25 protein-coding genes are annotated in these 23,907 nt (G+C 67.9%); 15 read left to right on the top strand and 10 right to left on the bottom strand.

What is annotated here, in order from left to right; all coding sequences use genetic code 11:
* Positions 1 to 193 precede the first annotated feature (193 nt).
* Genes ACWF4Z_RS10650 through ACWF4Z_RS10640 form a run of 3 tightly spaced genes read left to right on the top strand, consistent with a single transcriptional unit; the run spans position 194 to position 1,265 of the window.
* Positions 194 to 562 carry a hypothetical protein gene (locus ACWF4Z_RS10650; RefSeq protein WP_452242738.1) on the top strand — a complete coding sequence of 123 codons (369 nt, stop codon included), beginning with the start codon at positions 194 to 196 and terminating at the stop codon, positions 560 to 562.
* Positions 563 to 568: 6 nt separating this feature from the next.
* The gene (locus ACWF4Z_RS10645) at positions 569 to 784 is read left to right on the top strand and encodes a DM13 domain-containing protein (protein WP_452243007.1); all 216 of its coding nucleotides are present in this window, start codon (positions 569 to 571) and stop codon (positions 782 to 784) included.
* 10 nt (positions 785 to 794) lie between these two features.
* Positions 795 to 1,265 (top strand): YbaK/EbsC family protein, encoded by a 471-nt coding sequence (locus tag ACWF4Z_RS10640; protein WP_452242737.1) that lies wholly within the window; start codon positions 795 to 797, stop codon positions 1,263 to 1,265.
* Here ACWF4Z_RS10640 and ACWF4Z_RS10635 read toward each other — a convergent pair.
* Together ACWF4Z_RS10635 and ACWF4Z_RS10630 are read right to left on the bottom strand one after the other, a co-directional pair.
* Complete coding sequence (locus ACWF4Z_RS10635; RefSeq protein WP_452242736.1) at positions 1,252 to 1,995, bottom strand: nucleotidyltransferase domain-containing protein; 744 nt, start codon at positions 1,993 to 1,995, stop codon at positions 1,252 to 1,254. The genes ACWF4Z_RS10640 and ACWF4Z_RS10635 overlap by 14 nt on opposite strands.
* A 9-nt stretch (positions 1,996 to 2,004) precedes the next feature.
* Positions 2,005 to 3,927 carry an N-acetylmuramoyl-L-alanine amidase gene (locus ACWF4Z_RS10630; RefSeq protein WP_452242735.1) on the bottom strand — a complete coding sequence of 641 codons (1,923 nt, stop codon included), beginning with the start codon at positions 3,925 to 3,927 and terminating at the stop codon, positions 2,005 to 2,007.
* Positions 3,928 to 4,100: 173 nt separating this feature from the next.
* On the opposite strand from ACWF4Z_RS10630, the gene ACWF4Z_RS10625 reads away from it, so the two are divergent.
* From ACWF4Z_RS10625 to ACWF4Z_RS10615, 3 genes are all read left to right on the top strand, one after another.
* Complete coding sequence (locus tag ACWF4Z_RS10625; protein ID WP_452242734.1) at positions 4,101 to 4,712, top strand: DUF4126 domain-containing protein; 612 nt, start codon at positions 4,101 to 4,103, stop codon at positions 4,710 to 4,712.
* 35 nt (positions 4,713 to 4,747) lie between these two features.
* Complete coding sequence (locus ACWF4Z_RS10620) at positions 4,748 to 6,055, top strand: phytoene desaturase family protein (protein ID WP_452242733.1); 1,308 nt, start codon at positions 4,748 to 4,750, stop codon at positions 6,053 to 6,055.
* 119 nt (positions 6,056 to 6,174) lie between these two features.
* Complete coding sequence (locus tag ACWF4Z_RS10615) at positions 6,175 to 8,379, top strand: HelD family protein (RefSeq protein WP_452242732.1); 2,205 nt, start codon at positions 6,175 to 6,177, stop codon at positions 8,377 to 8,379.
* Here the strand turns inward: ACWF4Z_RS10615 and ACWF4Z_RS10610 are convergent.
* Together ACWF4Z_RS10610 and metF are read right to left on the bottom strand one after the other, a co-directional pair.
* Positions 8,376 to 8,906, bottom strand: a complete 531-nt coding sequence (locus ACWF4Z_RS10610) for a SixA phosphatase family protein (RefSeq protein WP_452242731.1) — start codon at positions 8,904 to 8,906, stop codon at positions 8,376 to 8,378. The genes ACWF4Z_RS10615 and ACWF4Z_RS10610 overlap by 4 nt on opposite strands.
* Positions 8,907 to 8,939: 33 nt before the next feature.
* Complete coding sequence (gene metF / locus ACWF4Z_RS10605) at positions 8,940 to 9,893, bottom strand: methylenetetrahydrofolate reductase [NAD(P)H] (RefSeq protein ID WP_452242730.1); 954 nt, start codon at positions 9,891 to 9,893, stop codon at positions 8,940 to 8,942.
* A 57-nt stretch (positions 9,894 to 9,950) separates the two neighbouring features.
* On the opposite strand from metF, the gene ACWF4Z_RS10600 reads away from it, so the two are divergent.
* On the top strand, positions 9,951 to 11,021 hold the full coding sequence (locus ACWF4Z_RS10600) for a polyprenyl synthetase family protein (RefSeq protein ID WP_452242729.1): 1,071 nt from the start codon (positions 9,951 to 9,953) through the stop codon (positions 11,019 to 11,021).
* On the opposite strand, the gene ACWF4Z_RS10595 is transcribed toward ACWF4Z_RS10600, so the two are convergent.
* The 4 genes from ACWF4Z_RS10595 to thiE all read right to left on the bottom strand — a co-directional run bounded on the left by ACWF4Z_RS10595 (position 11,018) and on the right by thiE (position 13,019).
* Positions 11,018 to 11,431, bottom strand: a complete 414-nt coding sequence (locus tag ACWF4Z_RS10595; RefSeq protein ID WP_452242728.1) for a helix-turn-helix domain-containing protein — start codon at positions 11,429 to 11,431, stop codon at positions 11,018 to 11,020. The genes ACWF4Z_RS10600 and ACWF4Z_RS10595 overlap by 4 nt on opposite strands.
* Before the next feature lie 87 nt (positions 11,432 to 11,518).
* Positions 11,519 to 11,953 carry a barstar family protein gene (locus ACWF4Z_RS10590; RefSeq protein ID WP_452242727.1) on the bottom strand — a complete coding sequence of 145 codons (435 nt, stop codon included), beginning with the start codon at positions 11,951 to 11,953 and terminating at the stop codon, positions 11,519 to 11,521.
* Positions 11,950 to 12,375, bottom strand: a complete 426-nt coding sequence (locus tag ACWF4Z_RS10585; RefSeq protein WP_452242726.1) for a ribonuclease domain-containing protein — start codon at positions 12,373 to 12,375, stop codon at positions 11,950 to 11,952. The genes ACWF4Z_RS10590 and ACWF4Z_RS10585 overlap by 4 nt, the downstream gene beginning before the upstream one ends.
* Positions 12,372 to 13,019 (bottom strand): thiamine phosphate synthase, encoded by a 648-nt coding sequence (thiE, locus tag ACWF4Z_RS10580; protein WP_452242725.1) that lies wholly within the window; start codon positions 13,017 to 13,019, stop codon positions 12,372 to 12,374. Before thiE ends, ACWF4Z_RS10585 begins: the two co-directional genes overlap by 4 nt.
* Before the next feature lie 99 nt (positions 13,020 to 13,118).
* Between thiE and thiO the strand changes: the two genes are divergently transcribed.
* From thiO to ACWF4Z_RS10555, 5 genes are all read left to right on the top strand, one after another.
* Entirely contained in the window at positions 13,119 to 14,267 is a 1,149-nt protein-coding gene (thiO, locus tag ACWF4Z_RS10575) for a glycine oxidase ThiO (RefSeq protein WP_452242724.1), read from the top strand.
* A gap of 170 nt (positions 14,268 to 14,437) precedes the next feature.
* Entirely contained in the window at positions 14,438 to 15,400 is a 963-nt protein-coding gene (locus ACWF4Z_RS10570; protein ID WP_452242723.1) for a LysM peptidoglycan-binding domain-containing protein, read from the top strand.
* 252 nt (positions 15,401 to 15,652) lie between these two features.
* Positions 15,653 to 17,605 carry a Stk1 family PASTA domain-containing Ser/Thr kinase gene (pknB, locus tag ACWF4Z_RS10565; protein WP_452242722.1) on the top strand — a complete coding sequence of 651 codons (1,953 nt, stop codon included), beginning with the start codon at positions 15,653 to 15,655 and terminating at the stop codon, positions 17,603 to 17,605.
* A gap of 43 nt (positions 17,606 to 17,648) precedes the next feature.
* Positions 17,649 to 18,530 (top strand): DMT family transporter, encoded by an 882-nt coding sequence (locus ACWF4Z_RS10560; protein ID WP_452242721.1) that lies wholly within the window; start codon positions 17,649 to 17,651, stop codon positions 18,528 to 18,530.
* Between the two features lie 19 nt (positions 18,531 to 18,549).
* A complete protein-coding gene (locus tag ACWF4Z_RS10555; RefSeq protein WP_452242720.1) occupies positions 18,550 to 19,740 on the top strand; it encodes a glucoamylase in 1,191 nt (396 codons plus the stop codon).
* Here the strand turns inward: ACWF4Z_RS10555 and ACWF4Z_RS10550 are convergent.
* Positions 19,737 to 20,807, bottom strand: a complete 1,071-nt coding sequence (locus tag ACWF4Z_RS10550) for a glycoside hydrolase family 172 protein (protein ID WP_452242719.1) — start codon at positions 20,805 to 20,807, stop codon at positions 19,737 to 19,739. The two genes, ACWF4Z_RS10555 and ACWF4Z_RS10550, sit on opposite strands and share 4 nt — an antisense overlap.
* 139 nt (positions 20,808 to 20,946) lie before the next feature.
* On the opposite strand from ACWF4Z_RS10550, the gene ACWF4Z_RS10545 reads away from it, so the two are divergent.
* From ACWF4Z_RS10545 to ACWF4Z_RS10535, 3 genes are read left to right on the top strand one after another with little or no spacing between them, the layout of a single operon-like run.
* Positions 20,947 to 21,444 carry a SigE family RNA polymerase sigma factor gene (locus ACWF4Z_RS10545; protein ID WP_452242718.1) on the top strand — a complete coding sequence of 166 codons (498 nt, stop codon included), beginning with the start codon at positions 20,947 to 20,949 and terminating at the stop codon, positions 21,442 to 21,444.
* Positions 21,434 to 22,687, top strand: coding sequence for a hypothetical protein (locus tag ACWF4Z_RS10540; RefSeq protein ID WP_452242717.1), 1,254 nt, complete (start codon positions 21,434 to 21,436; stop codon positions 22,685 to 22,687). Before ACWF4Z_RS10545 ends, ACWF4Z_RS10540 begins: the two co-directional genes overlap by 11 nt.
* A 34-nt stretch (positions 22,688 to 22,721) precedes the next feature.
* Positions 22,722 to 23,219: an SRPBCC domain-containing protein gene (locus tag ACWF4Z_RS10535; protein WP_452242716.1), complete on the top strand. Its 498-nt coding sequence runs from the start codon at positions 22,722 to 22,724 to the stop codon at positions 23,217 to 23,219.
* Here the strand turns inward: ACWF4Z_RS10535 and ACWF4Z_RS10530 are convergent.
* A complete protein-coding gene (locus ACWF4Z_RS10530) occupies positions 23,216 to 23,740 on the bottom strand; it encodes a hypothetical protein (RefSeq protein ID WP_452242715.1) in 525 nt (174 codons plus the stop codon). The two genes, ACWF4Z_RS10535 and ACWF4Z_RS10530, sit on opposite strands and share 4 nt — an antisense overlap.
* Positions 23,741 to 23,907 lie beyond the last annotated feature (167 nt).

Genomic DNA, 23,907 nt, shown 5'->3' with positions numbered 1-23,907 from the left:
CTCTGCACACCTGGACCGCTGATCAGGCGCCCGGCCTCCCGACGAAACCGGGGTTGAGGTAATCGAACATCTGTTCGAACACTGGAAGCGTAGCGCCGCCCGCCGACAATCGTCAACGGCCGGTAAGCCCGGCGCGCCGCCACGCGGGCCCCACGGCCCCGAGACTGGACAGACATCGAAGGGAAGGACGGCAGTGACGATCCGGACAGCAGGAATCACCGCGACGGCGGTAGTCGTCGTGGCGTTGGCAGTCGCACTGCCGCTCTTCCAGCCCTGGCGGCTCTTCACCGACACGATCGTCGACGAAGAGCTCCCGGTCGCTGCTCCGATCTCCACACAGCCATCGTCGACGACGCCACCGACAATTTCCGTGGCCCCTCGACCCACACCGAATCCCCCACCGAATCCGACACCGAAATCCACGCCACCCGAAGCCCCGGAAATCCTCCTGACCGGGAGGCTGATCACCCACGAACACTCGACGTCCGGCACAGTCGCCGTGCTGAAGTTGCCCGACGGCCGCCGGATCCTGCGCATCGAGGACCTGAACACGTCCGACTGACCCGACCTGAAGGTCTGGCTGAGCGATGCCCAGGTAGTCGCGGGCCGGCCCGGCTGGCACGTCTTCGACGACGGCAACTATCGCGATCTCGGCAGCCTGAAGGGCAACCGCGGCAATCAGAACTATGTGATTCCCGCGAATGTGCAGCTCGGGGAGTTCCGCAGTCTCGCCATCTGGTGCGACCGCTTCAATGTTTCGTTCGGAGCGGCCGAGCTCGCATAGGGTGCGAATCGTGAGCAGTCATCCCAATGTGCAGAAAGTGGCCGACGCTTTGACGGAGGCCGGCGCCACCGGACAGATCAAGATCCTGGACGAGGCGGTCCCGACGGCTGCTGCCGCGGCGGCCGAGCTCGGCTGCGAGGTCGGCGCGATCGCCAACAGCCTCATCTTCGACGGCGACGGCACCCCGGTGCTGATCCTGACCTCCGGTGCGCATCGCGTCGACACGGCGAAGGTCGCGGCCGAGCTCGGCCTCGGCAAGCTCCGCCGCGCCACTCCGGAGTTCGTGAAGGAGCACACCGGTCAGTCGATCGGCGGTGTCGCCCCGGTCGGTCATCCGGGCCAGGTCCCGACGTACGTCGACACCGCACTCGAGCAGTACGACGTCGTCTGGGCCGCTGCCGGGATCCCGCACTCGGTCTTCCCGACCACCTACGCCGAGCTTGTCGCCATCACCAACGGCAGGCCCATCAGCGTGAACTGACCGACGACCCGAGTACGGCGGGGATCGCCGTACTCAGGAACCGCCGGGTCAGCCCGGCGCGGGTGTGCCGCCACGCCGGCCCGGTCCGGAACACCGGACCGTACCGGCGGCGCCGAACGTCCTCGACAACGTCCGCCGGAGCACCCAGATACGGCAGTACGTCGAAGGCGGCGCGTTTGGTGATCAAGTCACCCGACGCCAGCGTGACGTGCGCACGGGCCACGGTCAGCAGGCCCAGGTCGACCCAGATGTCGGTGTACCAGTTCCTCCACTTCTGCGTGGCCGGGAGCCAGAAGTCGTGCAGGTCACGGCGGACGAAGTCCAAGAGCTCGTCGTCGGTGATCGCCGGCAGCAACTCCGACGGCGGCGGACCGATCAGGGTGAAGTTGCCAATGGCAAGCTCCCGCCGCGTCACCGGCGAAACCAGCCGATCGAAGTATTCCTGGTGAGCGAACGTCGGGTGCCGGACCGAGACATCGCTCAGGTCTGTCATGTACGAGCAGTGCAGCTTCGCGGCGAGTGGAAAGTCGCGGATCAGCTGCCGGTGGACATCGGCCACAGCGGGCGGTGGCGGCGACGACGTCACGACGATCACGTCCAGGTCGCTGCGACCCAGCTGGTAGTCCCCCAAGGCCAGCGAGCCATGCAGCCAGACCGCCTCGACAGCGGCGACCTTGCCGACAGCAACGACGAAGCCGTCCAGCAGCTGCTGAACGGCTTCGTCGATCACTCCGTCAGTTTAGAAGGCCGGGCGGACGTCCACGTCGGCGGCCCGGACGTAGGCCATCCGGTGGCCGAACCAGATCTCGTAGTACTTGTCCTTGCCGAGCACCTGGACGTGGTCCGTCGGCGGCTGTCCCGCGAACGTCACGGCCCGGTAGTAGTCCGTCTCGATGTTGAGGTCAGCGACCGGGTAGGCCTGGCCCGCCCCGATCGAGTACTGCAGCGGAGTGACGGTCTGGTAGGGAATACCAACCGGGTACGCCGTCTGCTCGGGATAGGCACGTCCATACACAGGAACGGACGTCTTCCCCGCCTTCGGCTTCACCACCACACCCGGCTTGGCGAACGCATCCGGCGCGGAAGCCGGGCTCTTGAACCACGCCAGCGCACCGAGGTACCAGACCGCGACCCAGTCACCCTGTCGCTGCGCCACGACGTACTGCGAGCCCGCAGCGGCTCGTGAACCCATGTCGGAGACGGCAGTGGTCCCATCGATCCCGCTCGGGTGCAGTCCGATGTCCTTGACCAGTGGAGCGTTGTCGTCGGCCGCCTGGCGCAGGTAGACGAAGTTCGTCGCCTGCGGCGTGCAGGGCGTGTTCGGAGCGTCGCAGTTGCTGACGACCTGGACGTTGCCCTCGAATCCCGGCTTGATGGTCACGATCGAACCGGCGTGCACCGGGAAGATCGAGTGCCCGTAGATCGGTGCGTCCATCAGGTCGAAGTAGTGCTCCCAGTCCCAGTAGGGTCCCGGATCCCAGTGCATGCCGGCCACCGTCGACGGCACCGTGCCCGGTACCTGGTCGTGGCCGATGATGTGGGCCCGGTCGAGCGGGATGTTGTTCTTGGCGGCCAGGTACTTCACCAGCTTGGCCGAGTTGCGGTACAGCGCCTCGGTGAACCAGGTCGCACCCTGCGGCGCGAAGCCCTCGTGCTCGATGCCGATGCTGTGCATGTTCACGTACCAGTTGCCGGCGTGCCACGCGACGTCCTTGGCCTTCACGTGCTGCCAGGTGTGACCGTCGGACGACCGCATCGTGTAGTTCCAGCTGACGTACGTCGGGTCCTGCACCAGGTTCAGCACACCCTGCCAGGTGCCTTCGGTGTCGTGGATGACGATGTAGTCGATCTTCCCGGTCTTCGGCCGGTCCGCCGTGTCATGGTTGCCGTAGTCGCCGGTCGTGCCGAACTCGGCGTACGGCGCGGGCAGCCACTCGCACCCGAGCGACGCTGGGCACTCCACGTCGGACGTACCGGGCTTGACTCCGGCGGGCAGGGACAGTTTCTGAACCTGCGACTTGTCCGGCGTCACCGCGGTGGCAGGCATCACGACCTGCTGACCGGTGTTCGTCGTACGCACCGCTCCGCGCGCCATGATCGAGTACACGTCGTCAGCGAATCCGGCTGCGGCGACCTTGTCCCCTGCCTCGGCGTACGACGCCACCGCGCCATACCACTGGGCCGGAGAGGTGTCCGCGCCGACCGGCAGGCCCAGGGACCGCTGGTACGACGCCAGCAGGGCCGCACCACCGTTGATGTTGGCGGTGGCGTCCGTACGCAGCGCGGCGGGATCCAAACCGGTCAGGTCGGACGCCGTGTACAACGTCCGCAGAGACTCGGCCTTGGCGACCTTCTGCTTGCCGGACAGGTTCTCCACCTCGGTGGGGTCCAGTGCGGTCAGGTGCATCGGGCCGTAGCCGCCCGACGTGCTGGGCGAACCCTTGTGGTCGTCCCAGCGTGATTCCGAGTACGACACGGCCAGCAGCACCGCCTCCGGTACGCCGTACTGCGCGGCGGCGGCCTGGTACGCCGAGGCCTCGACAAGCGAAGGCGCGGGGGGCGGTGCCGCAGCGGCGGGTGGACCTCCGGACGACACGCCGGTCAGGGTGATGGGCAGCGCTACCGCAGCCAGTGCGGCGAGAATCTTCGAACGACGCAGCATGTTGATCTCCTGAACCCAAGGCGGGGTGCCGGTCACAAAGACTGGCAGGCTTGCTCACTGTGGGTCGAGGCGACCCGGATGTCAACGGTTAACCAAAACTCACCCGGATGGGTTCGATACTGACGAAGGCATGTCGCGGGCTCGACGGCGACTGAGGGTTATGAGGCAGGACGATGGAAGCGTTGCCGTTGGCGTTCACGACGGGCTGGGCCAGTGGCATCAATGCCTATGCCTGCGTGCTGATTCTGGGTCTGCTGGGCCGTTTCGCCGGTGCCGACGACGTACCGGCCGCGTTGACGAGCAACGGCGTTCTGATTGCAGCGGGTGTTCTCTTCGCCTTCGAATTCGTCGCCGACAAAATTCCGTACATCGACTCCGCCTGGGACGCGATCTCGACCGTGATCCGGCCGGCCATCGGCGCGATCGTGGCCGCTCTGCTGTCAGGTCAGGCGAGCACTCTGCACCAGGCCGTGATCGCAACCATCGGCGGTCTGGTCGCGCTGCTCTCGCACACCGTGAAGGCGAGTCTCCGGCTCGCGATCAACACCTCCCCCGAGCCGGTCACCAACATCGCCGCGTCGTCCGGTGAGGACGTCGCCGTCGCGGGTGTGGTCTCGCTGGCCGCGTTCCATCCGCAGGCCGCGCTGATCATCGCGGCGGTCCTCCTGCTGCTCGGCCTGATCGGGGTGTACGTCGCCTTCCGCTTCATCCGGCGGGGTTACGTCAGATTCCAAGCCTGGCGAGAGAAACGAAGCAATCCTGCGACTGGGAGTAGTGCCGCGTAGCCTGACCGGGGCGGTGGGGCGGGGAAGGAAAAGGAATGGCTGATGTGATCGTGGTTGGGGCCGGCTTGGCCGGTCTCGCCAGTGCTGTTCGACTGGCCAAGCTCGGCCACCAGGTGACCGTCTGCGAACGCGACGAGCACCTCGGCGGAGTCCTCGGCCGCATCGAAGCGGACGGGTTCACCTGGGACGCCGGAGCGGCCAGTACGACGCTCCCGGCCGCCCTGCGGGACCTGTTCCGCAAGAGCGGTCGTCCGATCGAGAGCCTGGTTCAGCTGGACCCGGTCACCGAGCCACGGCGGCACATGTTCGGCGACGGCTCGGTGCTGGACCTGCCGGTCGGTGACCGCGGAGCACAGCAGGATGCCTGGGCTGATCTGGCCGACGCGAAGGTCGCCGCGGAGTGGACAGCGCTGGTCGACGCGTACGGCGAGACCTGGCAGATCCTGCGGAAGACCTCACTCGAGCCACCCCTGCAGGACAAGCTGCCGCTCAAGACCGTCCGGCAGCTCAAGCCCTGGCAATCGATCGAGAAGGTCGCGCAGAGCGAGCTGAGCGACGAACGGACCCGAGCGGTGCTGCGGCACTTCGCAGCCCAGGGTGGATCCGATGCCAAGCTCACCCCCGGGTACGTCGGGGTCTGGTCGTATCTGGAACGCACGTTCGGCCGCTGGACGATCGACGGTGGTTTCGGCGCGCTGGCCGACGCACTGGTGCAGCGGGCGAGCGAGCGGAAGGTCACCGTCCACACCAGCGCCGAGGTGGTCGCAGTGACCACGTCCGGCGGCCGTGTCACCGGCGTACGGCTGGCTGACGGTTCAGAGTTGCCTGCGGACATCGTGGTGAGTGACATCGACCCCAGCGAGCTCTACGGGCACTTGGTGGATGACTCCGCGGCCAGGAAGGCTCGCAAGAAGGTCTTGTCGACTCACCAGGCGCAGGCGGCCTACGTCGTACATCTTGGGCTACAGGAGCCGGTGCCGGACCTGCCGTTCGAGACGGTCCTGCACGGTACGCCGACGGTCGTCGTACGGACTGGTGGGCAGGCGCCGGCCGGACACCAAGCGTGGTCTGTCCTGGTGCACGGCTACCCGACGGACGACGTACTGGACTTGCTGGTCGCCCGTGGGCTGCACATCCGGGACAGGGTCGTGTCACGGCAGACGTCGCCCTCCTGGTGGGCCGGCGTGGCCTGGGAGGGCTACCGGACCGCTCGCCGCCGGGCGGCCAACGTGTCCCCGGTCAAGGGTCTGTACTGCGTCGGCGCGGGGGCTCACCCCGGTTCCGGCGTACCGGCGACCACGCTCGGCGCCGCGATCGTGGCGGACGCGATCGGCAAGGCGTAATCGGCCGGTGTCATCGGCTTTGGCTGAGACCGGGCTGGGGTTACGAAACCCGGCACACTAAGATTGATCGTTCCTGTGTTCCGTGTCGGGGCAGGTGACCGGCAGTAGAGAGGACCTCGGTGGATCAAACCCCCACGTCGACCGATCACGAGAACGTCGAGCGGGCTGAGCTGGCGGCTGAGCAAGAGCATGTCGACCGGGTCTACGACCGGGTCGCGGAGGCCGCCCGATCGGCGTCACGGATCGCGGTCGAAGGGCATCAGCGCGCGCAGGCGCAGAACGTCGGGCGCGTGCGCGACGAGGAGCAGACCGGCCTGTACGAGCGCGACGTCCTGGTGTTCGCCGCGGCCCGCCGGATCGCCGAGCTGGACGCCGAGCACGAGGGCCTGGTGTTCGGTCGGCTCGACTCCGACGGTGGCGACGACGAGCCGGTCGCACCGACCGCTGATGACCTCGAGCACCTCTATGTCGGCCGCATCGGCGTCCGGGACGCCGAGTACGAGCCGCTGGTGATCGACTGGCGCGCGCCGGCCGCCGAGCCGTTCTACCGCGCCACCGCCACCGACCGGCAGAAGGTCGTGCGTCGCCGGGTGCTGCGCAACAAGGGGCCGCGGATCGTCGGTCTCGAGGACGACCTCCTGGCTCCGGAGCGAGCGCCCGCGGACCTGCCCGTGATGGGTGAGGGCGCGCTGATGGCGTCGCTGTCGCGAGCCCGCGGCCACACCATGCGTGACATCGTCGCCACCATCCAGGCCGAGCAGGACGAGGCGATCCGGGCACCAGCTCGCGGTGTCACCGTCATCGGCGGTGGGCCGGGTACCGGCAAGACCGTGGTCGCTCTGCACCGGGCGGCGTACCTGCTCTACAGCGACCGCAGGCGGTTCGAGCGTGGCGGCGTACTGGTCGTCGGACCGTCCGCTGCGTTCATGGCCTACATCGAGCGCGTACTGCCGAGCCTCGGCGAGAACACGGTGTCGCTGCGCGCAGTGGGCGAGCTCGTCGACGGCGTCAAGGCCACCGCGGTTGACGAAGCCGACGTGGCCGCAATCAAGGGCTCACTGCGGATGCGTTCCGTGCTGTCGCGGGCTGCGCGTGATCGCGTGCCGACCGCCCCGGCGACCCTGCGGGTGTTCATCGGCGGCGCAACGGTCGAGCTGGACGCCAACCAGCTCGACAACGTACGACGGAACGCGCTCCGCCGGACACCGCGCAACAGGGCCGGAGCTGAGGCTCGAAAGGCTCTGATCGCCGCACTGTGGCAGCGGTTCCCCGAGGACTTGCGGACTGGTGTGCTTGGCGACCGTGAGGCCTTCGGCGACCGGGTGAGCGACACGCCTGCCTTCAGGACGTTCTTCAGCCAGTGGTGGCCGGTGCTGACGCCGGAAGCGGTGCTGCGATGGCTCGGTGACCCACGCCGGCTGCAGCGCTGGGCGCGGAACGAGTTGACGCCCAGAGAGGTCGACACACTCGCCAAGGCGATCCGTAGCACGGACGAGTTCACCATTGCCGATGTGGCGTTGCTGGACGAGCTGAGCGCATTCCTTGGGCGTCCGCCGGTCATCGAGGCCAAGGACGACGAGTTCGACTGGCTGGAGGGTCTGTCGGACGGCGTCAACGAGGTGCTCACTACGTCGGAGCGCCGGGCCCGGGCCGCGGCCGCCCGTGAGGCCGACGAGCCCGAGGAGTATGCGCACGTGCTGGTGGACGAGGCGCAGGACCTTTCCCCCATGCAGTGGCGGATGGTGACGCGCCGCGGTCCACAGGCGAGCTGGACGATCGTCGGGGACCCCGCGCAGAGCTCCTGGCCCGATCCGGACGAGGCGCGCGCGGCGATGGACTCGATGCTGTCGCACCTGCAGCGGCACGCGTTCCGGCTCTCGACCAACTACCGGAACTCGGCCGAGATCTACGCGTTCGCCGGCGAGGTGATCCGGCGTACGCTCCCGGACGCCGACCTGCCGAACGCGGTCCGCAGCACGGGCGTCGAGCCCGAGCACCGGGTCGTGGACGCGGGCAAGGTCGCGGAGACGGCAGGTGACGCGGCGGTCGAGCTGCTCGAACTCGTCGAGGGCACGGTCGGCGTGATCGTGCCACCGAAGCTGCGCCCGGTGGTCGACCCGGTCCTGGCCGAGCTTGGCGACCCACGGGTCGTCGCGGTCAGCCCGCTCGATTCCAAGGGTCTCGAGTACGACGCGGTCGTGGTCGTCGAGCCGGATCGCATCGTCAGCGACACGCTAGGCGGCGTACGGGCGTTGTACGTCGTCCTGACCCGTGCGACTCAACGCCTGATCACCGTCAACAGCACAACCCGCTGGCTGCCCTAACCCCTTGGGACTACGTACTCCACCAAATCCGCATCGTCTGAGCCGAGGTCGGCCCAGCGGCAGGTGAGGTGGAGGACGGTCAGCCCTGAGGTCGGGTACTTCTGGGTGAGCTCCTTGCGCTCGGGGCTCGTGCCGTCCAGGGCGAGGTCGTCGGCGAGCCACGGGACTCCAGGTGCGTGACCGATCAGGATCACGGTGCGCGCCTGGCTCGGCGCCTCGCGGACGACATCGATGAGACCGTCGGTGTCGGCGTTGTAGATGCGGCGGTCGTACCAGACGTCGGCCGCCGTCGCGCCGGCCTCGGCCGCGTACTTCCACGTCTCCCGGGTCCGCTGCGACGGCGAGCACAGGACCAGATCGGCTTCGATGCCTTGGGCAACAAGATGGCGCCCGGCGGCGCGGGCGTCGGCACGACCACGCTCGGCCAACGGACGCTCGAAGTCCGGCATCGATTCCGGTGGCACCGCCTTGGCGTGCCGAAGCAGGACGAGCGTGCGGTCGATCAGAAGATCGGACGGATCAGCCATCGGGTCAGGATAGCTGCGTCTTTCGGCCGACCCTCAGCCGTGGTGGACGGAAGGAAGGAAAGAAGAGGGAAGGGGTGTGGGGGCCGACCTGAGGTTCAAGAAGACCTGGCGAGTGGCGGTCGAGCGGTTCAGGGTGATGAAGTGGATGCCCGGGGCGCCGCCTTCGAGCAGGCGTTCGCAGAGCTCGGTGGCGATCTCGATGCCGACCTCGCGGACCGCGGCCGGCTCGTCCTGGACCGCGAGCAGCCGATCCGTCACGGCCGTCGGCAGCGCCATACCGGTGAGCTCGGCCATCCGCTGGATCTGCTTGATGTTCGTGACCGGCATGATGCCCGGCAGCACCGGCATCTCACACCCGAGCGCGGCGGCACGATCCACCAGCCGGAAGTAGTCGTCGGCACCGAAGAACATCTGGGTGATCGCGTAGTCGGCCCCAGCGGCCGCCTTCGCCGCGAGCACCTGCGCGTCCGCCTCGAGCGACGCCGCCTCCGGATGCTTGTCCGGGAACGCCGCCACCCCGACCGAGAAGTCGCCGAGCGAACGAATCAGCTCGACCAGCTCGACCGCGTGGTTCAGCCCCTCGGGGTGCGCGACCCACGGCTGGTTCGGACCGCCCTGCGGGTCGCCGCGCAACGCCAGCATGTTCCGTACGCCGGCACCCGCATAGGCGCCGATCACCGATCGCAGCTCGTCTCGTGAGTGGGAGACGCAGGTCAGGTGACCGAGCGGCGTGAGCGACGTGTCCTGGGCGACCCGCTCGGTGACCCGGATCGTCCCGTCCCGCGTCGTCCCGCCGGCGCCGTACGTGATCGAGACGAACGTCGGCCGCAGCTGCTCGATCTCGCGGATCGAACGCCACAGCACCTCCTCGGCCTCCGGCGTCTTCGGCGGGAAGAACTCGAACGAGAACGAACGGTGCCCGTCCGCCAGCAGCTCCCGGATCGTCGGTGCGCCGCCGGGGAGCCTGGAAGGGAGTCCGGTCGCCATGGCCACAGGTTACCCGCGGTGTCCACCGTCGTGCCCGCACGGACTACGCTCCGAGACGTGTATGGCGATGTGGACATCCCGGCCGAGATCCAGCGCGCGCTGACCGGGTTCCTCGACCTGCAGGAGCAGCGGCTGACCGCCATCGGGCCGGAGCTGATCGAGCAGGTGCAGGCCGCGCGCGACTCCACCAGCGGCGGCAAGCGGCTGCGTCCGTCCTTCTGCTACTGGGGTTTCCGGGCCGCCGGCGGTGATCCCGTGCAGCCGATCCTCACGGCCGCGGCGAGCCTGGAGATGCTGCACGTCAGCGCGCTCGTCCACGACGACGTGATGGACTCTTCCGACGTACGACGGGGTGCACCGGCGGCTCACCGTCGATTCGAGGCCCTGCAGCGGGCACGGTCCGCGGCGTCGGGTCGTGGTGGTGATCCGGTGAGCTTCGGGATCGGTGCGGCCATTCTGCTCGGTGATCTGTGTCTGATCTGGGCAGACGAGTTGTTGCACACCTCTGGGTTCGATGCGGCCGCGCTGGCCCGGGCGTCGCGGTTCTTCGACGCAGTACGGGTTGAAGTGACGGCCGGGCAGTATCTGGACCTGCTGGCTCAGGCCAGTGGCGAGTCCGAGATGGACCTGGCCCTCCGCGTTCTGCGCTACAAGTCGGCGACGTACACGGTCGAACGGCCGCTCCACGTCGGCGCCGCGCTGGCCGGTGCGGACGCGCGGTTGATCGAGGGGTTGTCGTCGTACGGACTGCCTGTTGGTGAGGCGTTTCAGTTGCGCGACGACTTGCTCGGAGTGTTCGGCGATCCTGCGCTGACGGGGAAGCCGGCGGGCGACGATCTCCGGGAGGGCAAGCGGACCGTGTTGATCGCGTATGCGGTCGACCACGCGTCGGAGGTGCAGTTGGCCGAGTTCGACCGGTTGTTCGGCCGGGCCGACCTGGACGACGACGAGATCCAGTTGCTGCGCGAGATCCTGCAGGACTCCCGCGCGGTGCAGGCGTGCGAAGACCTGATCACCGAACGCACCGAAGACGCCTTGGACGCCCTCGAACGCGCGCCCCTCATCGACGACACCGCCCGGAAGGCCCTGACGGACCTGGCGATAGCTGCGACGTCCCGGCAGCTCTAGGCCTTGGTCATCAGGTCGATCAGGTGGAGCAGCCCGGCGGTCGGAGCGAGGTCGCCGAAGATGATGATCTTCAGAACGGCCCGGTCCTCGTCGTAGACGGTCTCGACGCGCAAGTGTCCGATGCGGTCGACTGAGCCGTTCACGTGGGTGCTGATGCGGTCGGCGCCGGCGCGGTCGACCGCGTCGATGTGGACGATGCTCGACGCCTCCACGTGCCGCGACGACTCATCGACCTCGAGCGCGGCGGCACTGGTCCCCGTGAATGCTTCCAGGTCCTCACGAGCAATCCGGTACTGCTTCCCGATCCTGACCGCCTTGAGACGGCCGTCGCGCACGTAGTTGCGGATGGTCCGGACATGCAGGCCCAATCGGTTCGCCACCTGCTCGACCGAGTACAGCTCCTGAGGCATCCGCGTCCTTCGTCGTCGGAACCTCTAGACTACGACATGCTCCTTAGAATTCCCTATAATCAACCAGATAAGGAAGTTTAGGGCGCTTCAGAGGGTCGGAATCGTGCTGAGCAGGGCGGGAGTCTTCGCGGTCGGAGGCTCCAGGACGAGCACGCGGAGCTGGCCGGAGTTCGCGATGTCCTCGGTGAAGATCTGCAGGGCCACGTCGACGGTGTCGTGGTCGTGGTCGAGCAGGGAATGCAGACCGGCCCAGAGGACGATCTCCCGCTCACCGGTGGAGCGATCGCCGAGTGAATCGGCCAGTGCGTCCCAGTTCCGGCCGAACCAGCGCGGCAGGTCGAAGGCGGTCGCACAGACGTCCAGAAACCCGGCCTTGTCGTGGACCTCGGTCGTGTCGAGGAGGACGAAGTCCCAGCCCGCGCCGACGACCTCGCGCCGTACCTGGTCCGGTGTCTCGTCCGACCGCCAGCGGTACACGCCAGGACGCAGCCCGTCCGTCAGCAACGTACGCAGGTCGCTCATGAGGTGCCCCCGTCTTCGGCGATGCGGCGGAAAGACGCGTAGTGGTCGTCCGTGTAGTAACGCTCACCAGCGTTACCAGTCACGATCCGGCGGGCACCACGATCGTTCTCACCGGGCGTCTTCACGGTGAACTCGTGGTAGTAGCCCTTGTCGTGCTTCGGCAGGATCTTCTCGAAGTTGCTGAAGACCACACCGTCCTTGGGGTAGGGATACGGTCCGCCCTGGTCGATCAGCTTCAGCGTGTGCTGCGCCTCCTGCGGGAGATCCGCCACCGCGACGATCTTCAGACCGCTCTCCGGGTCGACGTCGTTGGCCCCCGGCTTGGCTGCGGCGCACCCGAACAACGACGCCGCCAGCGTGATCACCAGCATCGCGATCACCACGGCCGCGATGATCCGCGCGGCCTTGGGGTTGTTGATCACCCGGCCGCCCGCAACCGCCGGCTGAACTCCGCCGCGGCCGCGGCCGGGTCGTCCGCGTCGGTGATCGCGCGGACGACGACCACCCGGGTCGCCCCGGCCTCGATCACCTGGTCCAGACGGTCGAGATCGATACCACCGATCGCGAACCACGGTTTGGCTTGCTGACGACTCGCGGCGTACGAAACGAGCTCCAGACCGGCGGCCTGCCGGCCAGGCTTCGTCGGCGTCGCCCAGGTCGGGCCGACACAGAAGTAGTCCGAGCCCTGCTCGGCCAGTACGGCGTTCACCTGGCTGAACGTGTGGGTGGAACGGCCGATGATCGGCTCAGGTCCCGTGATGGCCCGGGCCGCGTGCACCGGCAGATCGCGCTGCCCGAGATGCAGTACGTCGGCCCCTGCGGCGAAGGCGATGTCCGCACGGTCGTTGACCGCCAGCAGCTTGCCGTGTCGCTTGCACGCGTCCGCGAACACCTCCAGCGCGGCGAGCTCGTCCGCGGCCTCCATCTCCTTCTGCCGCAGCTGCACGATGTCCACGCCACCGGTCAGTGCGGCATCCAGGAACTGTTCGAGGTCACCCTGCTTCTCACGCGCATCCGTGCACAGATAAAGACGTGCGGCGCCCAGCTGATCGGTGTGCTCAGTCACAACCCACAGCCTGCCATGTCCCGCCAGACGTACGATCTGTGCCATGCCCTGTTTTTGGCCGCGCCTCCGGCGCCGGCGCGGTCATGGGGCTGTGACCCCATGACCGATCACACGTCCGATGTCGTAGTGGTCGGAGCCGGGCTGATCGGGTTGGCGACGGCCTGGCGACTGGCGGCAGACGGTATCCAGGTGACGGTATGTGACCCGAGACCGGGCACGCAGACCTCAACCGTCGCTGCCGGCATGCTCGCCCCGGTCACCGAGGTGGAGTACGGCGAGGACGACCTGCTGGCCCTCAACCTGGCCGGAGTCGATGCCTGGCCGGGCTTCGCGGCCGAGCTGGCGGAGCTGACCGGGCTGTCCGCCGGACTGCATCAGACCGGCACACTGTCGGTCGCGTACGACGTAGACGACGCAGCCGCCCTCCGTAGGCTCGCCGACTACCAGCGGCGGCTCGGACTCGAGGTTGAGGAGCTGTCCGGTCGGGACGCCCGTCGCCGCGAGCCCCTGCTCGCAACCGGCGTCTCAGGCGGTGTCTGGGTGCCAGGCGACCACTCCGTCGACAACAGGCAGGCAGTCGCGGCACTCCTGCGCGCAGTCGACCTCTCCGGCGTACTGCTCCTCCGCCAGCGCGTGTCCCGCGTGATCACGGCTGGTACGACGGCAATCGGCGTACAACTGGAGAACGGCGACACCGTTCACGCGGGACACGTCATCGCGGCGACCGGTCCGTGGTCGTCGCAGCTGGATGGCATACCCGATGAGCTGCGTGCACCAGTGCGGCCTGTGAAGGGTGAAGTGCTCCGGCTGCGAGTGCCGGAGGCGTACCGGCCTGCGCTGCGGCACACCGTCCGCGCGACCGCGCGTGGGTTCTCGGTCTATCTGGTGCCCCGACCGGGTGGCGAGGTTGTCGTTGGGGCGACCAGCACCGAGCTCGGCTACGACACCAGGGTGCTTGCCGGTGGTGTGTTCGCATTGCTGCGGGATGCACGGACCGTGTTGCCGATCACGGACGAGCTCGAGCTCGTGGAGACGATCGCCGGGCTCCGGCCGGCCACTCCGGACAACGCTCCGATCCTCGGACCGTCGGGGCTGGATCGGTTGCTGTGGGCAACAGGGCATTACCGCAACGGCGTACTACTGACTCCGATCACCGCGCAGATCCTGACGGACACCGTGCGTACCGGCGAGCTGCCGGAGCTCGGAAAACCCTTCCTGCGCAGCAGGTTCGGCGCGTCGGAGCACTGAGCCCGGCCGGTTGCCCTCAGCAACGTCCCGCTTGTGAACCACAGTGATGTAGTTCAGCCTTGAATTGTAAACATTGAGTTACAGGCGTAACAAGCACCCCATAGACCCCTGTTGTCACATCCGTATCAGCACTTACGGTCGAGTGACGGTTACACGGGGAGATGGACTGCATGCGAAATGTCGGACGACTACTGAGCGGCATCGCCGTACCGGTGCTGACCGCGGCCGTGATCACCGCCGGGTCACCCGGCTTCGGCGCCTACAAGGTGAAGAACGGCGACACGCTGAGCCAGATCGCCGACCAGTTCGGCACGAGCGTCAAGACCCTGGTCGCGCTGAACAAACTGCCTGGCAACGGCAACGCCATCTACGCGGGCGAGGTCCTCAAGCTGCCGGGGAAGAAACAGCCGGGGAAGAAGCAGCCGGCCAAAAACTCCGGGATGGGCCGCGTCGCGTACGTCGTGAAGCCCGGCGACACCGTCTTCAAGCTCGCCAAGCGCTTCAAGTGCACCCAGGCGAGCCTGCTCGCCGCCAACGGACTGCGCTCGAGCGCCCGCATCTATGCGGGCAAGCCGTTGTGGATCCCGGTGAAACTCAAGCCCAAGCCGGTGCAGAAGGTGGTCAAGAAGACCAAGAACAACACCTTCGCCGGCCGTACGTACGCCGACCACATCGTCGCGCAGGCCGACCGCAACCGCGCGACCTTGAAGAAGCGCAAGCTGCCGACCAGGCCGCAAATGCGCAGCCTGATCATCACTACCTCGAAGCGGTACGGCGTGGACCCCGAGCTCGCGCTCGCGGTCAGTTGGCAGGAGTCCGGCTGGAAGCAGCGCGTGGTCTCCCCCGCCAACGCCATCGGCGCGATGCAGGTGATCCCGTCGACCGGCCGGTTCGCCTCCAGCATCGTCGGCCGCGATCTGGACCTCCTGAAGGCCCAGGACAACGTGACTGCCGGTGTCGTGCTGCTGAGCCGACTGACCGGCGCCGCGAAGCTGGACGTCGCGGTGGCGGGCTACTACCAGGGTCTCGGCGGTGTCCGGAAGAACGGAATGTATCCGGACACGAAGCTCTACGTGAAGAACGTGCTCCGGCTCAAGGCCCAGTTCGAAAAGGGCTGGAACCCGCTGCGCTGACCGTGACTGCGGTGCGCCTGGCGCTGTGACCCTCTGCCGTTATCTACACTCTCAAGGTGGCGTCTGGTAATCCAGCGCCGTCGCGAGCAGGTGCGCGGTGCGGTAGCTCGGCGCGCTGGAGTGAAGGTTTCGATGCGGAGCATCGTGACCTTTGCGCCAGTGCGGCGAGGTGCCGTGCCGAGTGCCGCGCAGTAGGCGATGGATTACCAGACGCCGCCTACGCAGACGGTTTGGAGAGGCGGCTCACTGCACGTGACGGATGACGTGGACACGCAGGTTGGCGACCGCCTCGTCGGGCGAGTGCTCGACGGTCGCTACCGCGTGGGCGCACGCGTCGCCAAGGGCGGTATGGCCACCGTCTACCAGGCGCTGGACATGCGGCTGGATCGGACCGTCGCGGTCAAGGTGATGCACGACGGGCTCGGCGACGACGCCCAGTTCGGCCGCCGGTTCGTGGCCGAGGCCCGAGCCGCCGCCCGCCTGTCGCATCCGAACGTGGTGGCCGTCTTCGACCAGGGTGACGACAACGGCACGCTGTTCCTCGCGATGGAGTACGTCCCCGGCCGCACCCTGCGGGATGTGATCCGCGACGAAGGCCCGCTCTCGCCCGCCCGGTCGCTGGACCTGCTCGTCCCGATCCTGTCCGCGCTCTCGGCCGCGCACGACGCCGGCATCGTCCACCGCGACATCAAGCCCGAGAACGTGCTGATCTCCGACAAGGGCCAGGTGAAGGTCGCCGACTTCGGTCTGGCCCGCGCGGTCAGCGCAACCGGCAACACCGCGACCCAGGGCCTCCTGATGGGCACAGTCTCGTATCTGGCACCCGAGCTGGTCACCGACGGCAGTGCGGACGCCCGCTCGGACGTGTACTCGTCCGGGATCCTCCTGTACGAAATGCTCACCGGCAACAAGCCGCACTCCGGTGACACTCCGATCCAGGTCGCGTACGCACACGTCCACGCCGACGTGCCCGCACCGTCGTTGGTGCAGCCGCGGATCCCGCCGTACCTCGATGCGCTCGTGCAGCGCGCTACGGCTCGGGATCGTGACCTCCGTCCGGCAGACGCTCGGGTGTTCAGTCGGCAGGTCCACCGGGTGCGCAGTGCGCTCGACGAGGGGCTGCCGGACGACCCCGAGCTGACTGGCGACCTGACCGTGCCGATCCAGCAGATCCGGCAGGACAGCGGGTACGACGACGGCTACACGCGCGGCGGACCGGTGCTGGACGCCGCCGAACCGGTCCTACGGCACGACACGATCGTCGTACCGGTCGACCAAGGACGTCCGGTCGTTCCGAGGCAGAAGCCGCCTGTTCAGAAGCGGCGGCCGCGCGGACCGCTTGCCCTGATCATCATCCTCGTTGCGGCGATCGCGATCGGCACAGCGGCCTGGTACTACGGCATCCACCGCTACACCTCCACGCCCGACCTGGTGAAGATGGTCCCCGCGGATGCGTCCGCAGCGGCCCAGAAGGACGGCCTCAGGACCAGCTTGGCCAACCAGGACTTCTCGGAGGATGTGCCCAAGGGCGAGGTGATGGGGACCGACCCGGCCGCGGGTGACCGGATCCGGAAGAACGGTGAGATTCTCCTCACTGTCTCCAAGGGCCCGGAGCGTTACCGCGTGCCGCAGTTGGTCGGGCTCGATCTCGAGGCGGCCCAGCAGGCGCTCGGCGGGATCAAGCTCGAGACCGGCCAGATCAACGAGCAGTACAGCGAGACCGTGGCGGCCGGCCGCGTGCTGGCGATCAGCCCGAAGTTCAACACGGTCGTCAAGCCGGGCACCCTGGTCAACTTCGCGGTCAGCAAGGGAAAGAAGCCGATCGCCGTCCCGGACCTGACCGGCAAGACCTACCGGGACGCGAACAAGGCCCTGCGCAAGCTCGGCTTCACCGTCGGCCGCACCGACCAGTACGACGGGAAAGTGGCCGAGGGCAAGGTGATCAGCCAGACCCCCAACAGCGGCACGCTGTTCGCCAAGGACAAGGTCAAGCTGGTTGTGTCCAAGGGTCCGCCGCTCGTCGACGTACCGGACGTGAAACGCAAGAGCACCTCGGACGCGCAGCAGATCCTGACCGCCGCGGGCTTCGTCGTGACCGTGCAGAAGGCGCCGTTCAACCTCGGCCTGAACATCGTCGCCGCGCAGAGCCCCGGCGCCGGCCAGAAGGCCCAGCCGGGCAGCACGATCACCATCACCGTGCTCTGACGCGTTTTGGTAGTCCCGCTGGGTCTCTGATGAGATGGCGGGCGTGAACCGCTCCCGCCTCGCCGTACTCGCTCTCCTCGCGGTCGCGGCGGCGTGGGGATCAACGTTCTTCCTGACCAAGGATCTGCTCACCAGGATGGACGTCGCCGACTACCTGGCGTTGCGGTTCCTGATCGCCTCGGTCGCGCTCATCCTGGTCAACCCGCCCGCGATCTCCCGGCTCAGCCGTCTCGACCGTGGCCGGGCCGTTGCCCTCGGCATCACTTACGGCATCGCGCAGCTCGTCCAGACCGAGGGACTTCGGCACACGTCGGCCAGCGTCTCCGGCTTCGTCACCGGCATGTACGTCGTGTTCACCCCGCTGCTGGCGGCCGTGATCCTGCGCCACAAGATCGGCCGCTGGGCCTGGGTGGCTGTGTTTCTCGCCACTGTCGGCCTCGGCGTGCTGTCCTTGCGAGGCCTCACCTTGGGCACCGGCGAGCTGCTGACGCTCGCCTCGGCCGGTCTCTACGCCTTGCACATCATCGGTCTGGGCGCCTGGTCGACACCACAGAACGCGTTCGGTCTGTCCTCACTGCAGATGGTCGTGATCACGATCGTCTGCGCGATCGGCGCGCTGCCAGGTGGATTCACGGTTCCGAGCACCGGCGCCGACTGGGTGAGCGTCGTCTACATGGCCCTGATCGCCGGCGCACTCGCGCTGATCGTGCAGACCTGGGCGCAGGCGCATCTCACGCCGACGCGGGCGGCGATTGCGATGACCATGGAGCCCGTGTTCGCGTCGGCGTTCGCGGTGTTGTTCGGGTCCGAGAGCGTCACGTGGAGGATGCTGGTCGGTGGCGCATTGGTCCTGACCGCGATGTATCTGGTCGAGCTCGCGCCGCGACGCAAGTTCGAGGCCGAGGTTCAGCACCTGGCGCAATAGAGGGCACAATAGGAGGGCGATGCGGGACAACAGCAGGCGACGGGACCGGTTCCCCGCCGTCGTCATCGTCGTCCTGCTCGCGATCCTGGCCGCCGGTACGGCGAGCAACCTCGTCCGCAACCCCCAACCCCAACTCGTCGCCGACACCGCCCCGAACCGGGTCGCGCCGCCAAGCAACGATCTGGTTCGCGGCGCGCTCGCGGACCTCGACGCGCTCACCCTCCCGAACGGCGCGACCCTGGCCGGCTGGGACGGCCCGTGGCGCTACGTCTGGCCGCGCGACGCGTCCTTCGTCGCCGCGGCCCGCTGTTCCATCGGCCAGTACGACGAAGCCCTGCAAATACTGGGGTTTCTCAACCGGGTGCGACCCGCGACGGGCCGCTGGGAAGCCCGCTACACCGAGGCCGGCGCCATGGTCGACGACGGCCGGGCACCGCAGCTGGACGGATCCGGATGGGTGCTGTGGGCAACCTGGTTCTGCGATGCCGGTGCGAAGTACTGGGAGATGGCCCGCGAGTCGGCTGAACAGATCGTTGCCGAGCTCGGCCGGAACGGTCTGCCCGCACCGTCGTCCGACTACTGGGAGCGTCCAGAAGACGAGGTGACCCTCGGCAGCGTGGCGCCGCTCCTGACCGGCTTGCGGTGCGCGGTCCTGATCGCCGATCAACTGAAGCATCCGGACGAAGCAGCCCGCTGGAACTCCGCGCTCGACAGGTTGTCCACGGCAACTGATCGGGTCTTCGGACCGGACTACCCACGGACTCCGTTGAGGGCGACGGGCTTCCTCGAGCCGGGACTCGATCCGGTCGGGCTCGAGGGCGGCGCGGACGCGATCATCACGATCCTGGGTCCACCGTTCGCGCCGGCCCGTGCTCCCGAGTCCGCCGCCGTGTCCACGGCGATCGACCGGGCGCTCGCCGTACTGACTCAACCCAACGGTGGTGTTACTCCCGGGGAGGACTGGCGCGCCGATGGTGTGTCCTGGACACCTCAGACGGCCTTGTTCGCGCTGTCCGCGGCGGCCCGGGGAGACCGGCCGACCGCGGAGAGGTTGCTGACCTGGCTCGACGATCACCGCACCGGCAGCGGTTCGCTGCCCGAGAAGGTCAACCGGGACGTCGAGCCGGCCGGCGAGGCTCCGCTCAGCTGGACGGCCGCCTTGGTTGTCCTCGCCGGCACCGCACTACAGCACCCACTGCGGACGCCCTAGCAGATCTCCATCGCGTCATGGGTCGGCGCGAGGGGTCGCGTCGTACTGGTCTTGGCGGAGTAGAAGAACGCGGTCGAGGCGATGTCGTCCTGCAGCGGGAGGTAGCGTCCGCCCGAGCGCCAGCCCAGGGCCTGGATGTCGACGCGGAGCTTCTCCTTGAAGCGAACCGGGTCGGGCAGGTGGAACCGATACATCCCGAACCGTTGCTGGCTCGCGTACTGCCCGTCCGGCCGGATCACCTGCGGCATGCCGAGGTACGGCGTACTGAACTCGGTGTACCCGCCGAGGTGCGGTACGTCGAAGTTCCATGCGCCACCGAAGTAGTCCTCGGTCCCAGTACCGCAGATGGTCGGGAACTCGTCGTCCCCGTCGAGATAGAACTTCACCTCGCCCTCACCCCACCAACCGGTGCTGTTGACGCCCCACGCGACATACGTGCCGACGTAGTGGCCCGGGCCCTCCACACCGTCGAGCAAGGTGTGCACCGTCTTCGACGGCAGCGGGTTGCTGCGCCGCCACTGCGCGTGCAGGTACGCCGACTTGTCCGGTACGGCGCCCAGCCAGTAGTCGACCTGGAAGTAGACGGTCACCTTCTCGTCATGGGTGTTCTCCAGCGTGAGTTTGGCCTGCTGGTTGAACGGCATCTCCCAGTAGGAGTTGAAGCCGCCGTTCGGGTTCACGGCGACCGGGAGCGAGTTTACCTGGGCGAACTTGCCCCAGCCGGAGCAGAAGAAGTCGCCGACCGGGGTCTCGATGGCCGGAGCCTCATCACCGTCCCAGTACGTCCGCAGCACCAGCCGCCGCCAGTTGTCGACGTGCGTGGTGAGCCAGATGTGCGTGATGCAGCCCGAGCCGGCGATGTCGGCCAGTGTCGCGGTCTCCCCCGGACCGATCTCGATCGACGGCGACACCTTCCAGCCCGGACCGAGCTCCCGGGCCGCGTTCGCGCCGGTCCCCTCGGTCCGCCGCCCACCCTGACCGGGCTCGCCGGTCGGGTTCTCCGCACTGATGGAGCGCGACTCGACGTCCGCGAGCGCGCTGATTCCGGACAGATTCCCAAGAGTCATACCCGCGACCTTAGCGGCGGTCCGGCTCGTTGGAAATCGATTGCCCGCACACTGGGACACCGTTGGACTCAGCAGATCCGGCCCGGACGTCGTTTGTACTGGTGGAGGCCGGTCACCGCCGGCTGGACGAGGAGACGACGTGACCTTCGACGAGTGGACCCGGTCGGGCCTGCCGCGGCTGCTGCGGTTCGCCACCGTGCTCTGCAGCTCGGCCCACCTGGCCGAGGACGTGGTCCAGGACGTCGCGATCAAGGCCCAGCGAAGCTGGGACCGGATCGGCGGGATGGACAACCCCGATGCGTACCTGCGGCGGATGACGGTCAACGAATACCTGTCCTGGCGTCGCAAGTGGTCCCGGATCGTGCCGATCGCCGAGATCGACACCGGCGCCGCCCCGGACCACGCCGACCGGACCGCGGACCGCGACCAGCTCATCGGCGAGCTGGCCAAGCTCCCGCGCCGGCAGCGGGCCGTCCTGGTGCTGCGGTACTACGGCGGCCTCACCGACCACGAAATCGCCGAAACCATCGGCTGCTCGCCAGGCACCGTGCGCGCCCACGCCTCACGAGCTCTAGCCACCCTGCGCATCGAGTTCACCAATGACCGTGCGACGGAGGACGTCCACCATGCGTACTGAAGAAGATCTCCGCACTGCGATGGAGCGCCTGGCCGACCAGGCACCACATCCCGGCGACATCCGCCTCGCCCTGCGGTCCCACCGCCGCCGGTCCCGTCGTACGGCGCTCATCGTCGGTACGGCGATAGCCACCGCGACCGCGGCCGTCGCGGCAACCGTCGTACCGCATCTCATCTCGACCGATCCGGCCACGCCCGCCGATCAGAGCATCCCGGTACTGGATCACAGCAACTCGGCCTGGTCGCGTTGGGTCGAGCTGCACCTGCCGGACCACATCGTGGCGGTCAATCAGCAGTTCACCGCGAACCGCCAGACCTACGAGTTGGAGGAGGTCGTCCAGGTGACGTGGCCGGAGTTCTGCCAGCTCCAGCTGAGCCGGAACGGCGACTTCGATCCGGCGACGATCCCGGCAGGCAGCGCGACCGTACAGATCGGGGGGCACCAGGCCCGAATGGTCACGTCGAGCCACGCCAAGCCGTTCCTGCGAGGGATCGATCCGCTGGAAGCCGCTGTCCAGAAGACGCTCGTCTGGCAGCCGGTCAACGGTGTCTGGGCACTGCTCAGCTGCGAGTCGCAACAGAAGCTCGGGACGAAGCAGGCGCCGACGACCGACGGCCCGTACGAGACCAACCTGTCGATGGCGACCAGCCTCGCGGCGTCGTTCTCGGGGACAGCACCCCTCGGCTCACCGGTCAAGGTCGGCGGGCTGCCGACCGGGGTCGCGCCGCGGCGGATCAACTACGCGCCGAGCATCAAGGGTCAGCCCGGATCGGTGAACTATCCCGAGTCCGGCCAGGACTTCACCGTCACAGCCGGCGATGGAAGTGCGGCGACCGGCTTCCAGCCTGTCCCGCCGAAGCCGCACACTCCGGTGTGGACCGGTCCTTCGGATCCGGGCCGCGGTGACGACCTGCAGATCAGGGTCATCACTGGCACCCGGGCGAGTCAGCTGAGCCGGTTCCCGGGCCAGTTCCCGTCGGAGGGAACGATTCACGGCCTGAAGGCCTACTACTTCGCCGGCCAGATCATCCCGGGTGGCACGGACAAGGATGCGCCCAGGATCGTCGCGCTGCGGGCGGGGTACACGCTGCGGCTCGAGGGCAATGGTGTCGCGGTCGAGTTCACGACGTACGCCAAGAACCCGACCAAGGACGAGCTGCGTTCGGTCGCCGAATCCCTCCAGCTGGCCAAGACTCCGAGCCAGCCGGCGACCTGGTTCGACGCGGCGACCGCGCTGCCCTAGCTCGGTATATGCCAGATGGGTTATATTGCCTGGCATGGATCGTGGGACGGTGTTCGAGACCGAGGACGGACGGGTGGCGCTCCGGTTCGTGCGACTGCTGCCGCACGCGCCAGAGCGGGTGTGGCGGGCGATCACGGATCCAGCTCAGCTGAGGGCTTGGTTCCCGGCGGTCGTCGAGCTGGATCGTCCGGCTGGGGCTTCGTTGTTCTTCGGGGTGACGGACGAGCAGCGGCGGCGGTACGGCGCGGCCGACGATCCGGAGCGGGTTCCGAACGGGCGGATGCTGCGGAACGAACCGCCGGAGGTGCTCGAGTACGAGTGGTCCGGGGAGATCCTGACCTGGGAGATCACCGGTACGGCGTCAGGCAGTCGGCTGGTGTTCACGAATGTGCTGGCCGACCCGGGCGCGACGGGACCGATCTCGGCCGGTTGGGAGGCCGGGCTCGAGGTGGTCGAGGCGCAGTTGGACGGTCGGCCGATCACGTGGGATCCGCTGGATCGAGCGGCGAAGCTCGCTGCCGAGCGTGGTTAGCAGGCGCGAACCTTCGCGTGGAGGCCGGCGAAGCTGATGCAGGCTCTTGGGCGGCCTTGGTTCGGGGTCTCCCGGATGATGAGGGGATAGGCGTCGGCGCCGCGGATGTCTGGGGTGCGGTCGGTCGGCAACGAGCCGACCGCACCGTGTTGGGCCGCGACCGCAGCCTTCACGTCGTCGATGGTGACCCTGGTGCGTGAGCTCTTCGTTGCGGTGTTCTTGGCGTCGGTGGCGACCTTGAGTGCGAAGTCGATCTCCGGTGGGGTCGCCCAGACGGTCGAGGTGACCGGGATGACCAGACCGAACATCAGCAGGCCGATCCCGGTGATGATCTGACGCAGCAGGCGGCTCTGGTCGGTCAGCAGCAGCGCGGCACAACACAACGCCACAACCAGCACCAATCCCCGCACCGCCCAATGCCGATCGAGCCGCCCATCCAACGACACGGCCGCGACGACAGCAATCACCACACAGACGACCGCGGCGGCCAACGCCCTACCCCGCGGGGACAAAACTCGCATGCGCCGACGATAGACGTCCCAACCACCAGCCCCACCCAAGCCCGCGCCGCCTCCGCCCGAACCCTGACGGCGGGGCTGCCGTTCGGCGCACTGGAGGGACAGCTGGGCGCGCGGCGCGCCGGTCAGGGTCGTGTGGGGGTGATGGTGCTGGCAGATTCGGTCAGGTC

It is taken from the genome of Kribbella sp. NPDC055071 (assembly GCF_053608045.1).
This window is presented reverse-complemented; position numbering and strand designations above follow the sequence as displayed.

Coding starts and splice junctions, on each gene's coding strand:
- ACWF4Z_RS10630 (WP_452242735.1), bottom strand. CDS start 3,927: ATGCTGCGTCGTTCGAAGATTCTCGCCGCACTGGCTGCGGTAGCGCTG.
- ACWF4Z_RS10625 (WP_452242734.1), top strand. CDS start 4,101: ATGGAAGCGTTGCCGTTGGCGTTCACGACGGGCTGGGCCAGTGGCATC.
- ACWF4Z_RS10620 (WP_452242733.1), top strand. CDS start 4,748: ATGGCTGATGTGATCGTGGTTGGGGCCGGCTTGGCCGGTCTCGCCAGT.
- ACWF4Z_RS10610 (WP_452242731.1), bottom strand. CDS start 8,906: ATGGCTGATCCGTCCGATCTTCTGATCGACCGCACGCTCGTCCTGCTT.
- metF (WP_452242730.1), bottom strand. CDS start 9,893: ATGGCGACCGGACTCCCTTCCAGGCTCCCCGGCGGCGCACCGACGATC.
- ACWF4Z_RS10595 (WP_452242728.1), bottom strand. CDS start 11,431: ATGCCTCAGGAGCTGTACTCGGTCGAGCAGGTGGCGAACCGATTGGGC.
- ACWF4Z_RS10590 (WP_452242727.1), bottom strand. CDS start 11,953: ATGAGCGACCTGCGTACGTTGCTGACGGACGGGCTGCGTCCTGGCGTG.
- thiO (WP_452242724.1), top strand. CDS start 13,119: ATGACCGATCACACGTCCGATGTCGTAGTGGTCGGAGCCGGGCTGATC.
- ACWF4Z_RS10570 (WP_452242723.1), top strand. CDS start 14,438: ATGCGAAATGTCGGACGACTACTGAGCGGCATCGCCGTACCGGTGCTG.
- ACWF4Z_RS10555 (WP_452242720.1), top strand. CDS start 18,550: ATGCGGGACAACAGCAGGCGACGGGACCGGTTCCCCGCCGTCGTCATC.
- ACWF4Z_RS10550 (WP_452242719.1), bottom strand. CDS start 20,807: ATGACTCTTGGGAATCTGTCCGGAATCAGCGCGCTCGCGGACGTCGAG.
- ACWF4Z_RS10540 (WP_452242717.1), top strand. CDS start 21,434: ATGCGTACTGAAGAAGATCTCCGCACTGCGATGGAGCGCCTGGCCGAC.
- ACWF4Z_RS10535 (WP_452242716.1), top strand. CDS start 22,722: ATGGATCGTGGGACGGTGTTCGAGACCGAGGACGGACGGGTGGCGCTC.
- ACWF4Z_RS10530 (WP_452242715.1), bottom strand. CDS start 23,740: ATGCGAGTTTTGTCCCCGCGGGGTAGGGCGTTGGCCGCCGCGGTCGTC.